Annotated in this window: 15 protein-coding genes and 1 pseudogene; 8 read left to right on the forward strand and 8 right to left on the reverse strand. The window is 74.2% G+C overall.

All coding sequences use genetic code 11. The features are described from left to right. Nucleotides 1–487, reverse strand: a pseudogene (locus VF825_RS08940) (hypothetical protein); the annotation flags it as partial. A 266-nt stretch (nucleotides 488–753) separates the two neighbouring features. Between VF825_RS08940 and VF825_RS08945 the strand changes: the two are divergent. Then, nucleotides 754–1,254 (forward strand): hypothetical protein, encoded by a 501-nt coding sequence (locus VF825_RS08945; protein ID WP_331112351.1) that lies wholly within the window; start codon nucleotides 754–756, stop codon nucleotides 1,252–1,254. A 10-nt stretch (nucleotides 1,255–1,264) separates the two neighbouring features. Here the strand turns inward: VF825_RS08945 and VF825_RS08950 are convergent, their stop codons facing one another. Beyond that, complete coding sequence (locus tag VF825_RS08950) at nucleotides 1,265–1,516, reverse strand: helix-turn-helix domain-containing protein (RefSeq protein WP_331112353.1); 252 nt, start codon at nucleotides 1,514–1,516, stop codon at nucleotides 1,265–1,267. A gap of 238 nt (nucleotides 1,517–1,754) precedes the next feature. Here VF825_RS08950 and VF825_RS08955 point away from each other — a divergent pair, with 238 nt between their 5' ends. Beyond that, complete coding sequence (locus tag VF825_RS08955) at nucleotides 1,755–2,420, forward strand: hypothetical protein (RefSeq protein WP_331112355.1); 666 nt, start codon at nucleotides 1,755–1,757, stop codon at nucleotides 2,418–2,420. Continuing rightward, a complete protein-coding gene (locus VF825_RS08960) occupies nucleotides 2,417–4,318 on the forward strand; it encodes an HAD-IA family hydrolase (protein ID WP_331112357.1) in 1,902 nt (633 codons plus the stop codon). The genes VF825_RS08955 and VF825_RS08960 overlap by 4 nt, the downstream gene beginning before the upstream one ends. Here VF825_RS08960 and VF825_RS08965 read toward each other — a convergent pair. Together VF825_RS08965 and VF825_RS08970 are read right to left on the reverse strand one after the other, a co-directional pair. Further along, nucleotides 4,306–5,622, reverse strand: a complete 1,317-nt coding sequence (locus VF825_RS08965) for a hypothetical protein (RefSeq protein ID WP_331112359.1) — start codon at nucleotides 5,620–5,622, stop codon at nucleotides 4,306–4,308. The two genes, VF825_RS08960 and VF825_RS08965, sit on opposite strands and share 13 nt — an antisense overlap. A 13-nt stretch (nucleotides 5,623–5,635) precedes the next feature. Then, entirely contained in the window at nucleotides 5,636–6,061 is a 426-nt protein-coding gene (locus tag VF825_RS08970; RefSeq protein WP_331112407.1) for a cupredoxin domain-containing protein, read from the reverse strand. Nucleotides 6,062–6,111: 50 nt separating this feature from the next. Here VF825_RS08970 and VF825_RS08975 point away from each other — a divergent pair, with 50 nt between their 5' ends. The 3 genes from VF825_RS08975 to VF825_RS08985 are packed head-to-tail and all read left to right on the forward strand — an operon-like array spanning nucleotide 6,112 to nucleotide 8,941. Further along, entirely contained in the window at nucleotides 6,112–7,536 is a 1,425-nt protein-coding gene (locus VF825_RS08975) for a wax ester/triacylglycerol synthase family O-acyltransferase (protein ID WP_331112361.1), read from the forward strand. Then, nucleotides 7,533–8,519 carry a patatin-like phospholipase family protein gene (locus VF825_RS08980; protein WP_331112363.1) on the forward strand — a complete coding sequence of 329 codons (987 nt, stop codon included), beginning with the start codon at nucleotides 7,533–7,535 and terminating at the stop codon, nucleotides 8,517–8,519. Before VF825_RS08975 ends, VF825_RS08980 begins: the two co-directional genes overlap by 4 nt. Continuing rightward, entirely contained in the window at nucleotides 8,516–8,941 is a 426-nt protein-coding gene (locus tag VF825_RS08985) for a DUF6912 family protein (protein WP_331112365.1), read from the forward strand. The genes VF825_RS08980 and VF825_RS08985 overlap by 4 nt, the downstream gene beginning before the upstream one ends. Nucleotides 8,942–8,947: 6 nt before the next feature. Here VF825_RS08985 and VF825_RS08990 read toward each other — a convergent pair whose 3' ends face one another. Together VF825_RS08990 and VF825_RS08995 are read right to left on the reverse strand one after the other, a co-directional pair. Next, nucleotides 8,948–9,739 (reverse strand): alpha/beta hydrolase, encoded by a 792-nt coding sequence (locus VF825_RS08990; protein ID WP_331112367.1) that lies wholly within the window; start codon nucleotides 9,737–9,739, stop codon nucleotides 8,948–8,950. Beyond that, a complete protein-coding gene (locus VF825_RS08995; protein ID WP_331112369.1) occupies nucleotides 9,736–10,545 on the reverse strand; it encodes an alpha/beta hydrolase in 810 nt (269 codons plus the stop codon). The genes VF825_RS08990 and VF825_RS08995 overlap by 4 nt, the downstream gene beginning before the upstream one ends. Before the next feature lie 193 nt (nucleotides 10,546–10,738). Between VF825_RS08995 and pruA the strand changes: the two genes are divergently transcribed. After that, a complete protein-coding gene (pruA, locus tag VF825_RS09000) occupies nucleotides 10,739–12,367 on the forward strand; it encodes an L-glutamate gamma-semialdehyde dehydrogenase (RefSeq protein ID WP_331112371.1) in 1,629 nt (542 codons plus the stop codon). Nucleotides 12,368–12,437: 70 nt separating this feature from the next. On the opposite strand, the gene VF825_RS09005 is transcribed toward pruA, so the two are convergent. Together VF825_RS09005 and VF825_RS09010 are read right to left on the reverse strand one after the other, a co-directional pair. Continuing rightward, nucleotides 12,438–13,487, reverse strand: a complete 1,050-nt coding sequence (locus VF825_RS09005) for a DUF2505 domain-containing protein (protein WP_331112373.1) — start codon at nucleotides 13,485–13,487, stop codon at nucleotides 12,438–12,440. Then, nucleotides 13,484–13,771 (reverse strand): hypothetical protein, encoded by a 288-nt coding sequence (locus VF825_RS09010; protein WP_331112375.1) that lies wholly within the window; start codon nucleotides 13,769–13,771, stop codon nucleotides 13,484–13,486. The genes VF825_RS09005 and VF825_RS09010 overlap by 4 nt, the downstream gene beginning before the upstream one ends. 78 nt (nucleotides 13,772–13,849) lie before the next feature. Between VF825_RS09010 and VF825_RS09015 the strand changes: the two genes are divergently transcribed. Further along, on the forward strand, nucleotides 13,850–14,692 hold the full coding sequence (locus VF825_RS09015) for a tryptophan 2,3-dioxygenase (protein ID WP_331112377.1): 843 nt from the start codon (nucleotides 13,850–13,852) through the stop codon (nucleotides 14,690–14,692). Nucleotides 14,693–14,723 lie beyond the last annotated feature (31 nt).

Here is a 14,723-nt window from a genome sequence, read left to right on the forward strand (position 1 = left end):
ACCCGGGAGCCGGCAGCGGTGCAGCGACCGGCGGCGGGGGAGTGAACCCGGGCGTGGGGAGGGCGCTCGTGGCCGTCGGGGCCGGCCGCCCGGACGGCGGTGACGGCGTGCCGGTGTCCGCTACCGCGGTGCCGGGTCCGAAGGTTGCGGCCAGCGTCGAGCCGAGCAGCAGCGAGGCGACGCGCCGCGTGAAGGCCGGCGCCCGCACAGCAACGGTGCGGGCGAGGGCCCCTGAGGTACCCGGCAGGGCGCTGAGCACGGCCGCGGTCACCGACAGCCCGAGCCACAGGCCGACGACGACGCCGCCCGCGCAGACCACGAGCAGCAGCAGGTCGGCCGGATCGGCGGGGCCGGGGGCGCCGAGGCGCTGCCAGGCCGCGGCATCGCCGACCCCGAGGAGCCAGGCCAGGGCCAGCGTGCCCGCGGCGACCCCCAGCCCGGTGCCGGCGGTGCGACCGATGCCCTGGTGTGAAGCGACGTCCGCCATCATCCCCCCTCAACCATGTTTACGTTCGTTTGGGTGAGTTTGCGCTCGTTCGCACCTTCACGCAACCCCCGTCTGTGGATTCCCGCCGCGTCCCTCCCGGCTGCGGCCGCACGATGGGGTCCAAACCCTCTGCAACGAGGAGATCACGAAATGGTCACGGTCGCATCGTGGCCGGGAACGGTGGGTGAGACGGGCGGTGGGACCGGCTCTTCGAGGACCTGGAGGCCCAGCTGGAGGCCGAGCGGCGTCTCGACCTCGAGCTCGAGGTGGCCGACCGGACCCGCCGCGACCGGGCCACCCGGGGGCTGCAGGACAGGCTCCTCGACCTGCTCGGCTGTGAGGTCGACGCGCGGGTCGCCGGAGGCGGAAGGCTCTCGGGGGCGGTCGCGCAGGTCGGACAGGACTGGCTGCTCCTCGACCGACCGGCCGGTGCGACGGCGGTGACGGCCACCTCCCTGGTGCCCTTCCACGCCCTGCGGATGGTGACGCCCGGTGGCCGCGGCCCCCGAGGTCCAGCCGATGAGGCCCCGCACGTCTCTCGCCGGTTCGGGCTCGGTCACGCCCTGCGCGGGCTGAGCCGGGACCGGGCGCCGGTGCGCGTCCAGGACGTCGACGGCCAGCTGCTGACCGGCACCATCGACGGGATGGGCTCCGACCTTGTCGAGCTCAGCGAGCACCCGCTCGACGTCCCGCGCCGGCGCGGGCACGTCGTGGGGGTCCGGTGGGTGCCGTTTGCCGCGCTCGCGGTGGTGACGCGCAGCGGGTGAGTCGGGACGGTCAGTCGACCGGCTCGGCGTCCTCCGCGGGGTCGCCGGCCTGGCCGAAGGGGTGGGCGGCCACGAAGGTCTTGGTCTCGGCATACATCCGCTGGATGTAGTTCTCGAGCTCGGTGGCCTCGACGCGCCACTGCCCGCGGCCGCCGACCTTGATGGCGGGGAGCTCGCCGGAGCGCACCAGGGCGTAGGCCTGCGCCGAGGAGATGTCGAGGATCTCCGACACGTCCGCGAGCTGGATGAAGCGCTTGGCCATCGCGTGCTCTCCTTACCGACTGACCGTCAGGACTTGACCAACTGTTTACCACAATGCTGTGTGCGCGTCCCGGTGTCTCGGTCAACTGTGGGCTGCACCTGTTTGCCTCGGGCTGGTTGTGCCGGACCTGTGGACAAGGCTCCGGGCGGCCGCCACCCGCGGGACATCATGGCAGCGAGGCCCACGGCGCAGCGGTGCCGTGGGCCGTCGGGAAGCCGGACCGACAGGGGGAGTACACGTGACCGACCTGCCCACACCCGCGGCCTCGCGCCTGCAGCTGCCGTCCTGGCGGGACTCGCGCCTGGTCGTCGGCGTGCTCCTCGTCATGGCCGCCACCGCCCTCGGCTCGCGCGTCGTCGCCGCCGCCGACGACACGGTCCCGATGTACGCCGCGGCCGCCACCCTCGTGCCCGGCGAACCGGTCACCCAGGACGACGTCCGGGTGGTGCGGGTCCGGCTGGCACCCGGCGACGCGGCATACCTGCCGGCCGACCGCGAGCTCGGCGCCGACCACTACGTGCTGCGGGAGGTGCGTCCCGGCGAGCTCGTGCCCCGGTCCGCGCTCGGCACCCGCGGCGACGTGGGGGTCAAGCCGCTGACCGTGTCGGTGGCCTCCGACGCCGCGACCGGGCTGGTGCGGGGGTCGGTGGTGGACGTGTGGGTGAGCCCGCGCGACCCGGCCGCGGCCACGGAGCACCACCTCGCCCCCCAGCGTCGGGTCGAGTCGGCCTCGGTGGCGCGGACCCCGCACCGGGCGAGCGGGCTGTCCGGACCCGGGGGCAGCACTGGCGTGGAGGTGCTGGTGCCCGACGACGACGTCCAGGACCTGATCGCCGCGATCGACACCGGTGCCCGCGTCACGCTGGTGCCGGTGCCCGGGTCCGTGCGAGCCGGTCAGTCGTGAAGGCGGTCCTGACGGCGGTCAGCGACCGCTACGAGGCCGGGCTCGTGACCACGCTCGAGCGGTCCCGTGAGCTCACGGTGGCACGCCGGTGTGCCGACCTCGCCGACCTCTTCGCGGCCGTGTCCGCGGGGCTGGCCCGGGTCGCCCTGGTCTCGGGAGAGCTGCGCGAGCTCGACCGCTCGGCGCTGGACCACCTCGCCCGGGCCGGTGTGGCGGTGGTCGGCGTGCACGGTCCCGCCGACGAGGCGGCCGAGACGCGGCTGCGCCGGCTCGGCCTGGACGTCGTGGTGGCTGCCGACGCCGACACCCGGGCACTGGAGGGGGCGTGTGTCACCGTCCTGCAGACCGCCGCGGCGGACATCCCTGTCGCGGAGGCGGACTGGGTGCCCGGGCCGGCCGCGGCCGCGCCGGACGGGGTGGACCGGGCCGAGGGGAGCGTGGTGGCGGTGTGGGGCCCGACCGGAGCCCCCGGCCGGACCACCGTGGCGGTCACCGTGGCGGCCGAGCTGGCGGCGGGCGGGACGCCGACGCTGCTGGTCGACGCCGACACCTGGGGCGGCTGCGTGGCCCAGACGCTCTCGCTCCTGGACGAGGCGCCGGGCCTGGCCGCCGCCGAGCACGGGAGCCTCGACGTGGCGGCCCTCGCCCGGCTCGCGCCCGAGGTGACGCCGCCGCTGCGGGTCCTGACCGGACTGCCCACGGCCGGGCGCTGGCCGGAGATCGGGGCCGCCTCGCTGGAGCGGGTCCTCACGCTGGCGCGGCAGGTGGCGGCGGTGACCGTGGTGGACTGCGGCTTCTGCCTCGAGGACGACGAGGAGCTGAGCTACGACACGCCGGCGCCCCGGCACAACGCCACGACGCTGACCGCGCTGTCGCTGGCCGACACGGTCGTCGCCGTGGGTGCGGGTGAGCCGATCGGGCTGCAGCGGCTCGTGCGTGGGCTGCGAGACCTCGCAGCGCTGCCGTGTCCCGATCCCGTGGTGGTGGTCAACCGGGTCCGGGCGGAGGCCGTGGGGTGGCATGCCGAACGGCGGATCCGGGACGCCCTGGAGCGGTTCCCCGGGGTCCACGGCCGAGCTGGCTCGCAGCCTGGCGCCGGCGCGGGAGCCCGCCACGAGCCGCCGCGCCCGCCGGGCACGCCGCCGCTTCCGGACCTCCCCGGTTTGACCTGCGTGGCCGCGACCGGGGACGGTGGCCGCACACACCGTCGCGGACCGGGAGGCAGGAGGACCATGCGAGGCCTGATCGTCGACTGGGGTGGGGTGCTCACCGCCCCGGTGCACGTGGCCGTGCGCCGCTGGGTCGAGAGCACGGGGGTCCTGCACGACCACTACCTGGCCGTGGTCCGGCGGTGGGTGGACCCGGGCCCGGGGGAGTCCTCACCCGTCCACCTGCTCGAACGCGGCGAGATGTCCGTCGTCGACTTCGAGCGTGAGCTCGCCGCGGCCCTGGCAGCCGAGGGGTCTGCGGTCGAGGCCGACGGGCTCGTGAGCGCCATGTTCGCCGACCTGGCCGACTACGAGCGGTCGATGACCTCCCTCGTCGGCCGCGCCCGCGCCGCCGGCGTGCGGACGGCCCTGCTGTCGAACTCGTGGGGCAACGACTACGACCGCACCGACTGGGACGAGCTCTTCGATGCGGTGGTCATCTCCGGCGAGGTGGGCCTGCGCAAGCCCGAGCCGGAGATCTTCACCCTGGCGCTGCAGCGGATCGGCCTGCCCGCGCGGGAGTGCGTCTTCGTCGACGACCTGCCGCACAACGTCGAGGCGGCGACCCGTTTGGGCATGGCCGGGGTGGTCCACCGCTCCTACGAGGACACCGCCAGCGAGCTCACCGGTCACTTCCCCGGTGCCCCGTGGATACGTGCCGGAGGCGACGAGCGGGGTCAGCTGCTGTAGAGCAGGAGCAGCCCGCCGCAGGTGTAGCCGACCATCAGGACGAGCAGGGGCAGCTGGCCCAGCACCGCGACGCGGCGGTCGAACAGGGCCACCGCGCGCTCGTGCGCCAGCACCACGCCCACGACGTGCCCGGTGATGATCGCCACCACCTGGATGGTCGCGGTCAGCGTCGGCTCGATGAGGCGGGTGTCCGGGGTCAGCCCGGCCGTGCCGAGCCAGTTGGCGCCGATGCCGAGCGGGTCGGTGAGGTGCACCAGGGTGAGCTGCCCGGCATACACGAACAGGGCCCAGTAGTGGGCGATGACGTAGCCCGCGGCGATGGGGACCAGGGACGGGGCGAACTGCTGCGTCAGCCCGCGGAAGGGCAGCCCGGCCAGTCGGGCCGACACCGCCGCGGCCGCGGCGAGCGCCCCGGCGACCAGCAGGCACATGCCCAGCAGGCCGAGCGTCTCGAGCAGCGTGGCGGGGACGGCGGCGGACTGGACGAAGCCGTACCAGCGCGGCTGGCCGGACAGGGCGTCGTAGGCCGTGCTGCCGAGCATCACGGCGACGGCGGCGGTCAGGCCCCGGTGCAGGGGTATCGCGTTGGCGCCGTGCAGGGGCGTGCGCAGGACCCAGGTGCGGTCACGACGGCGGCCGAGCGGGCTGAGCGACCCGAGCAGCCCCGACCAGACCTCGAACGGGTCGCCCCCGGGGAACCACCGGCGGCCCAGGGCGAAGGCACCCACCAGGTCGGCCGTGACGAACGCGAGCACCGCCACGCGCAGCACGGGCAGGGTGGTGCGGTCCGGTGCGATGAGCTCCAGCCAGGCGAACGCGAACAGGCCCACCGCCCCCGGCCACATCCCCGGCGACCAGCGCACCATCGCCTCGTCGGGGTCCAGGCGGGCCAGCCGGCTGATGCCCAGGTGCAGCCAGCGCACCGGGTTGAGCACGCGCCAGACCGGGCCGAGGAGCATCGACAGCACCGCCAGCCCCACCCACAGCCACACGTAGATCACGTAGGGTGCCGGGTTGTTCGCGTCGTCGTTGCCCGCGGCGAGGGACAGGACCGTCCAGCCGGCCAGGAGCAGGGTCAGGGTGACTGCGGTGCCGCGCAGCCAGCGCGAGTCCAGGGCCCGCGCGAGCGGCCCCGGGAGCGGCACCCCCGCGTCGCGGTCGAGCCGCGGCTCACGCCACAGGACGCCCAGGGCCAGGAAGGACACCACCAGCGCGACCGCCGCGCCGGTGACGAGCGCGGGCAGCGGCAGCGGGAGCGACTCGACCGACCCGACCCCGTGGGCGGGCAGCAGGGCCGGCGTCATCGCAGCCGGCCGGTCACTGGACGGCCACGGACAGCAGGCGCAGCGGCGGGTGGTGCGTCTCGACCTCGTACAGCCCCGGCAGGTCGGTCCTGAGCACCAGGGTCGTCGGGACGCCCGCCTTGAGCTCCTTCTCCACCTCGAAGCCGTGGGCATGGACCTCGTCGTCGTGGTCGCTGGTGACCACCAGGGTCAGGGTCTCGCCCGGCTTGATATCCACCTGACTGGGGGCCGGGGTGACCTTCCTGCCCGTGATCGTGACCTGCAGCGTCCGGCCTGCTGCCGGGGCGGGGGACGAGGCCGCTGTGGCCGAGCCCGAGGACGGCGCGCCGGTCGAGGACCCTTGTGCGGCAGGCGGTTCGGTCGAGCCGCCGCACCCGGCCAGCAGGCCCGTGAGGGCACCAAGGGCGATGACGGCCGCGCCGGTGCGCGCGCGTGTCATTGTGGTCACGCCCGGGAGTCTAGGCCGGGCAACTCTGACACCATGAGCGTGTGCCTGACCGCCTGAGCTCACTGGACGCCTCCTTCCTCTACCTCGAGGAAGCCACGACGGCGATGCACGTGGGGTCGGTCATGGTCTTCCAACCCCCGGACGACGGGTTCGACTACGACCGGCTGGTCCGGCTGGTGTCCACGCGCATCGCCTACGTCCCGCGCTACCGCCAGCGGGTGCGCGAGGTGCCCGGCCACCTAGCCAACCCGGTGTGGGTGGACGACGAGGACTTCGACGTCACCTACCACGTGCGCCGCTCGGCCTTGCCACGGCCGGGCTCGGACGAGCAGCTCGAGGAGTTCGTCGCCCGGATCCAGCCCCGGCCGCTGGACCGCAACCGCCCGCTGTGGGAGGTCTACCTCGTCGAGGGGCTGGCCGAGGGGCGCTTTGCGATCGTCACCAAGTCCCACCAGGCGCTCGTCGACGGCATCAACGCCGTCGACATCGCCCACGTCATCCTCGACACCGACCCCGACCGTGAGGAGCCGGTGACCGACACCTGGCGCCCGACCCGGGAGCCCAGCGACGTCGAGCTGGTCACCGAGGCGCTCGTCGACGCGGTACGCCGGCCGAGCCAGATCCTGGAGAACGTCCGCGGCGGCGTCGCCGACGTCCGTGCCATCGGTGGCCGGGTCGTCGGTGCCCTCGGTGCGGTGGCCTCGACGGTGGCTCGCAGCGCCGCCCGCCCGGCACCGACCAGCCCCCTCAACGCCGAGATCGGTGAGGCCCGGCGCTACTGCATGGTCGGCACCGACCTCGCCGACTACCGCAAGGTGCGGGCCCGCCTGGCCCGCGGCAGCTACTCCGACGACGTGACGGTCAACGACGTCGTCCTGGCCACCATCTCCGGCGCGCTGCGGTCCTGGCTGCTCACCCGCGGCGAGGCCGTGCACAACGCCACCACGGTGCGGGCCATGGTGCCGGTCTCGGTCTACGACGCCTCGGACATGACCCGCCTGGGCAACCGGGTCACGGCCTGCTTCGTGGACCTGCCGGTGGGGGAGCCGAGCGCGTCGATGCGGCTGCACCAGATCGCCTTCGCCATGCGCCAGCAGATGGAGGGCGGGCAGGCGGTCGGTGCCGAGTCCATCGCCGGCATCGCCGGGTTCGCGCCGCCGACCCTGCACTCCCTGGGCGCCCGGCTCGGCAGCGCGATGTCGCGCCGCCTGTTCAATGTGGTCATCACCAACGTGCCTGGCCCCCAGCAGGCGCTGTATGCCGGCGACGCCCGGATGCTCTCGTCCTACCCGGTGATGCCGCTCGCCCGCGGGCAGGCCGTGTCGATCGGGTTGACCTCCTACGACGGCGGGGTCTACTTCGGCCTCAACGCCGACCGTGACGCGATGCCCGACGTCCACGTGCTGGGGCAGTGCCTGGTGGACTCCCTCGCCGAGCTCGTGGAGAGCAGGGACACGGGCAGATGACCGGACGCACCCGACGCGGACTGGTCCTGGGCGGTGGTGGCGTCCTCGGGGCAGCGTGGATGGTGGGTGCGCTCACGGCGCTGGAGGACGAGGTCGGCGTCGACGTGCGGCGGTTCGACGCCTTCGTCGGCACCTCCGCAGGGTCGGTGCTGGCGGCCCTGCTGGGTGCCGGTGTGGCGGTCTCGGACCTGCTGGAGCACCAGCTCGGCCGTGAGGTCACCTCGGGGCCGCTGGCCGGCTTCACATTCGACTACGAGCACGACACCGGCGGTGACCGCCCGGGGCGGCCCAGGCGGGGGTTCGGGTCGCGGGAGCTGTTGCTGCGCAACGCCCGCCAGCTGCGCCAGCTGCCGCCCACCGCGGTCCTGGCGGCGTTGCTGCCCGAGGGCCGGGGCCGGCTCGACCGGGTCGGCGCGCTGGTCTCCCACGTCGTGCCGCACGGCTGGGCGCCGCGCCAGGGGGTGCGCGTGGTGGCCCTGGACTACGACGCCGGGACCCGGGTCGCCTTCGGCGCGGAGGACGCCCCGCCGGCTGACCTCGCCGATGCGGTGATGGCCTCGTGCGCGATCCCGGGGTGGTACACCCCGGTGCGGATCGGGCAGCACCGCTTCATCGACGGTGGCGCCTGGTCCTCGACCAACCTCGACCTCATGGTGGGCCAGGGACTCGACGAGGTCTACGTCCTCGCACCCCAGGTCTCCTTCGTCACCGACACGCCCACCCAGTGGCAGACCCGGCTGGAGCGGCAGTGGCGCAACCGCGTGACCCACCGCTGCCTGCGCGAGCTGGCCAAGGTCCACGAGGACGGCGCGGAGGTCACCGTGCTCGGGCCCGGGCGCGAGGACCTCGAGGCGTTCGGCGCTAACCTCATGGACGTGTCGCGGCGGCCGATGGTCGTGCAGACCTCGCTGCGCACCTCCGTCGCGGCGCTGCGGGACCCGGCGCCACTGCCCGACCGCAGCAACTTCGAGGACGTGGGATGACCCTGACGCGAATCTACCTGCCGCTCAACGCTGCTGGCCTGCGCGAGCTGCAGGCGGGCGGGGTGCTGGCCGGGCGGCCGTTACGGGCCCACGCGGTCACCGCGGCGGTCCGCGCCGCCCAGCCGTCGGGGGACGAGGAGGACTGGGAGTACACCGCGCTGTGCGACGCGGCCTCGAGCTCCCGGCTGCTGCTCACGCACGGCGAGGGCCGTCGCATCGTGGCCGCGGCCGACGTCACCAGCACCCTCGTGCAGGAGGAGGCGCCCGGCCAGGCCATCACCCCCTCGGCCGTGGTGGTCTCGGAGGCGGTGCCGCTGAAGCGGATCGCCTCCTTCCACGTGGACGAGGCCGGTGCCGGCGACGACGAGGAGCTGCTCTGGTACGACGCCACCGAGCTGGCCCAGCTGGTCGAGCTGCTCTGACCGGGCTCAGAACCGGGCGGCCAGCCACGGGTCGACGACCGCGTGGAACGCCGCCTCACGGGTCTGGCGCACGTAGTGGTCGGCGCCCGCGATGACCTCGAGCGTGACGGCGGGGTTGGCGCACCGGGTCAGCACCTCCCGGGTCGCCGGACCGACGAGGCAGCCCTCGTCGTCGCCGGTGAGCACCAGCGTGGGTGTGCGAATGACGGGCACCAGCTCGGTCCACGGGGTCGCCGGCCGGCCGTTCCCCGAGGCCATCAGCGCCAGGTCGAGGTGCAGCTTGGCCTCGACCCACGCCTCGCACTCCGCCTCGGCCCACTCCGGGTGGCGCTCACGCAGCCCGGCCAGGGCCGCCTCCGGGTCGGCCTGGTAGCCGCGGATCAGCTCCACGCGCGCCGCGCCGACCTCCGGACGGGGACCCCGCACCAGCGGCATGTCCCACGGTGGGTCGATGAGCACCGCGCCGGCGAGCAGGTCCGGCCGCCGGGCCAGGACCGCCGTCAGCGACGCGGCACCCAGCGAGTGCCCGACCGCGACGACCCGCGAGCCGTCGGCGACCAGGTCCTCGAGCACCTGCTCCGCGTCGTCGGTGAACAGCTCACCAGCCCGGTCCACCTCGGCCGCGGTGAACCGCGGCGAGGCGCCGTGCCCGCGGGCGTCCAGCGCGCAGACGCGGTAGGCCGCGCCCCACCGGCGCACCGCACCCGGCCAGCAGAGGCCCGAGTCGCCGTTGCCGTGGAAGAGCGCCAGCGTCGGCCCCGCGGGCAGGCCGAGCTCGTGACGCGCCAGGGCGCTCACGACGCGACCTTGGCGAGCCAGGGGTCGACGAGGCCGTGGAACTCGTCTGCCCGGTCTCGCCGGACACAGTGGCCCGCGCCGGGCACGACGGCGACCTCGAGGTGCGGGTTGGCCAGGGCGGTGATGTCCGCACGCGTGGGCTCGTCGACGATCACCTCGCGGTCACCGGTGACCACGAGGGTCGGCACGGCGATGCGCCGCGCGAGCTCGTCCCACGGCGTGCTCGGCCACGCCACTCCGTGCGCGAGGAACGCGGAGTCGGCCTGCTGCTTGGACCGCGCCCACGGGTCGAGCTCGACCACCGGCCAGGTCGGGTTCTCCACCCGGCCCTTGGCCATCGCGCCCGCAAGGTCGTCACGGAACTCCTGCACCCAGGCCGTCCGCTCCACGGCCAGGCGCCGGACCTCGGCCTCGTCGCGGCGGATGCCCCACGCCGGCTCCTCCAGCACGGCCGCCCGGACCAGGTCGGGGCGCAGCGCGGCGGCAGCGCCGGCCAGGCCGCCGCCCATCGAGTGCCCCACGAGGACCACCGGCGACCCGGTCAGCTCCACCGCGTCCTGGACCAGCGCCAGGGTGTCCGCCAGCAGCACGTCACCGGGGTCCGCCTGCAGCTGGGCGCGGGTGAACCGGGGCGAGGTGCCGTGCCCGCGCAGGTCCGCGGCGAACAGGCGGTACGACGACCCCCACCGTCGCACGGCATCCGGCCAGCACAGCCCGGAGTCGGTCAGGCCGTGCAGCAGGAGCAGGGTCCCGGCCGCCGCGGCATCGCCCAGCTCGTGGACGGTCAGGCCGGCTGTCGAGGTCACGGGAGGGCCGTGCCGGTGAGGGGAGCCACCCCGGCATCGTAGGCGGCGGGGCCGCCGGCGCGCGGTGCGGCGCACGGCATACCTGCCGGGGGTGAGGCTGCGGCCGCGGGCCGCAGGGTGGGAGCGCCCCCGGGGCGCGTGCCACCATAGGCGGGTCGTCCACGACCTCTTCCCACAAGGAGCCAGACCCGCGATGGATGCTGTGACCCAGACCCCCGCGCCGGTGAACGAGCCGGTCCTCGACTACGCCCCGGGCAGCCCCGAGCGCGCGACCCTCGAGGTGGCGCTCGCCAAGCTGGGCAGCGAGCGGGTCGACCTGCCCCACACCATCGGCGGCGAGCTGGTCATGGGCGCGGGCAAGAAGATCGACGTGCGCCAGCCGCACGCCCACAAAAAGGTCCTGGGCACCATGCGCAACGCGACGGTGGCCGACGCCGAGGCCGCCGTGACGGCCGCCAAGGACGCGGCCCCCGGCTGGCGTGCCCTGTCCTTCGACGACCGCGCCGCGATCCTGCTCAAGGCCGCCGAGCTGCTCTCCGGCCCGTGGCGGGCCACGCTCAACGCTGCGACGATGCTGGGCCAGTCCAAGACCGCCTACCAGGCCGAGATCGACGCCGCCTGCGAGCTGATCGACTTCTGGCGCTACAACGTCCACTTCGCCCGGCAGATCCTGGCCGAGCAGCCGCCGGCCAACACCAAGGGCATCTGGAACCGCACCGACCACCGCCCGCTCGAGGGCTTCGTCTACGCGATCACGCCGTTCAACTTCACCGCCATCGCCGGCAACCTGCCGACCGCCCCGGCCCTGATGGGCAACACCGTGGTGTGGAAGCCCTCCCCGACCCAGCAGCTGGCCGCGTCCCTGACGATGGAGCTGCTGGAGGAGGCCGGCCTGCCCCCGGGCGTCATCAACATGGTCACCGGTGACGGCCTCAACGTCTCCAAGGTGGCCCTGGCCGACCCCGACCTGGCCGGCATCCACTTCACCGGGTCCACCCCGACGTTCCAGCACCTGTGGCAGGAGGTCGGCGCGAACCTGCCGAGTTACCGCAGCTACCCGCGCATCGTCGGCGAGACCGGCGGCAAGGACTTCATCCTGGCCCACCCCAGCGCCGACCCGGACGTGCTGCGCACCGCCATGATCCGCGGCGCGTTCGAGTTCCAGGGCCAGAAGTGCTCGGCCGCCTCGCGGGCCTACGTCCCGCGCAGCCTGTGGAAGCAGATCAAGGCCGACCTGGTCTCGATCACCGAGGGCCTGACCCAGGGTGACGTCACCGACCTGTCCAACTTCATGGGCGCCGTCATCGACGACCGGGCGTTCGCCAAGCACAAGGACGCCATCGACCGGGCCCACGCCACGGCCGGCATCACCGTCGTCGCCGGCGGCAAGTACGACGACTCCGAGGGCTACTTCGTGCGCCCGACGGTCCTGGAGATCGACGACCCGACCGACGAGTCGTTCCGCACCGAGTACTTCGGCCCGATCCTGTCCGTGCACGTCTACCCGGACCGCACCTACGACAAGGTGCTGGACCAGATGGAGTCGTTCGCGCCGTTCGGCCTGACCGGCTCGATCATCGCCCAGGACCGCGGCGTGATCGCCGACGCCACCGAGCGCCTGCGCTTCGCGGCCGGCAACTTCTACATCAACGACAAGCCGACCGGTGCCGTCGTGGGCCAGCAGCCCTTCGGTGGTGGCCGCGCCTCGGGCACCAACGATAAGGCCGGCGCCGCGCAGAACCTCCTGCGCTGGACCAGCGCGCGCTCGATCAAGGAGACCTTCGTGCCGCCGAAGAACCACGCGTACCCGCACATGGGCTGAGCCCCGGAACGCACGACGGGAGGGATGGCGAGTGGTCGCCATACCCTCCCGTCGCGCTGTGCGGGGCGGGTCAGCCGTTGAGCCAGGCCCGCCCGGTGGTGCGCTCGATGTCGATGGCGGCCTCGATGGCCGGGGCGGCGGCCTTCTCCACCTTGCCGCCGATGATCGGGATGCGGGCCTTGAGCTCGCCGTCGACGGACTGGGTGGTGCCCGTGCCGGCAGGGGCCAGGGCGAGCGTGCCCTTGAGCCCGACGGGCAGGTTGCCGACGGCGACGGTGATCTCGCCCCGGCGGGAGCCGTCGGCCGCGGCCGGGCCCCACGTGTGCGTCTCGGTCACCGGGAGCCGGTCGCCGACCATGCCCTTGACGAAGTCGGGGAAGTCCTCGGTGGGCATGGTGCGCTTGCTGACGATCTCGGTCTGCTCGCCGCGGGTCGTGATGGACACCTCGTGCTCAAGGGCGCCGGTGGCATTGGCCTTGCGGTCCTGGAAGTCGCGGTCCGCGAGCATGGCGAAGACCTCGTCGGGGGTGGCGGCGTAGTCGATCGTGGCGCGAATCCTCATGCGGGCCACCGTAGTGGGCGTGGCGGGGGTCAGCGTCGCGGCGGTGGCCCATCTCGCAGCGCCCGCGACTGGACCCGCAGGACCTGGGTCAGCTCCTCGCACGTGCGCTGCGCTGGGCGCGGGACCGGCCCAGCGCCGAGGACAGCCGGTCCACCGGGCCTGGTGCTCGGGCACCAGCGCGCGGCGACGCTCGGCCTCCTCGGACGTCGCCGGCCCCCACGCCTCGAGCACCCGCCCGTCGACGACACGCAGCCCGTCACGGGCGGCGCGGTCAGCGGCGCGGCGCCCCCGCTCGTGCGCCTCGGCCAGCTCGGTGGCGTAGCGCTGGAGGGCCGCGCCGGCCTGGTCCAGGGCCCGTGCCGTGGCGGCCAGGCCGGTCAGCGCCCCGGTGACCCGGTCACGCGCCGCCGACCCGGCAGGTCCGCGCCACTGCTGCAGCCCGGCGCCGGAGCCGGCCAGGGTGGCGGTCCGGTCGGTCAGGTGGGCGGCCTCACGCCGCATCGCGCCCCCGAGGCGGGAGCAGCCGGCCGGGTCACCGAGGACCACCGGGTCGGTCACGGTGCGGCCCCGCCGGGAGCGGCGGAGCGCTCCGCCTCGGTGTAGCGCGCGGCGGCCTCGCGCAGGGCGCGGGTGCTCTCGCCGAAGGAGTCGGTCAGCGCCCGCAGCGTGTCGGTGGCCTGCTCCACGAGCTGGTCGACCGCGTGCTGGGTCAGCGTGTCGCCGGTGTCGACGTAGTGGTCCAGCAGCTCGCCGGAGAGGGCGAACGCCTCCTCCCGGGCCCGGGCCAGCCGCTCCGAGACCGCGAGCAGCGTGGCGGGGTCGACGCTCGGCTGGGCTGCCATGCCTTCGAGCCTAAGGGCAGGGCCCCCACGGGCCCGGGTTACCCACAGGCGCCGGGGTGGCGCGGCTAGGGTGCGCGCATGGATGAAGAGTTCGTGGACTTCTCGCGGCCGCAGCCGGTCGTGGCCGAGGGCGCCGAGGGCGACCGCCAGTTCGGGGAGGAGGGGGCCCGGCTCACCTACGGCAGCTACCTGCGCGTCGAGCAGCTGCTGTCCCAGCAGGTGCCCGAGACCGACCCGCCGGCCCACGACGAGCTGCTCTTCATCGTCATCCACCAGGCCTACGAGCTGTGGTTCAAGCAGCTGCTGCACGAGCTCGAGGCCGCGCGCAACGCCATGGAGGAGGGCCGGCTCTGGTGGGCGCGGCACCTGCTGCGCCGGGTGGGCACGATCGAGGGCGTCCTGGTCCACCAGGTCGACATCCTGGAGACGATGACCCCGCAGGACTTCCTGGAGTTCCGGCACCGCCTGGCCCCGGCCAGCGGCTTCCAGTCGGTGCAGTTCCGCGAGCTGGAGTTCCTCTCCGGCCACAAGGACCCCGGCTTCCTCCAGCGGTTCAAGGGCCTGTCCCCGGACGAGCGCGCGCGCCTGGACCGGCGCCTGGCCGAGCCGACGCTGTGGGACGCCTTCGTCGGCGTGCTCGCCCGGGCGGGCCTGCCCACCGGCGACGACGCCGAGGTCAGCGCCAGCCTGGTGACCGTGGCCCGTGACCGCGGCACCTACGGCGAGATCTGGGAGCTGGCCGAGGTGCTGCTCGAGCACGATGAGCAGCAGGCGGCCTGGCGGGCGCGCCACGTGACCATGGTCGAGCGCCAGATCGGCACCAAGTCGGGCACCGGCGGCTCCTCCGGTGCCCCCTACCTGCGCAGCCGGCTGCCCATGCGGTTCTACCCGTTGCTGTGGGAGATGCGCGGCGCGCTGTGAGGTGAGCACACGGCATACCCGGGCCGGTATG

The sequence above is a fragment of the Oryzihumus sp. genome, from assembly GCF_036391795.1.
GTDB lineage: Bacteria > Actinomycetota > Actinomycetes > Actinomycetales > Dermatophilaceae > Oryzihumus.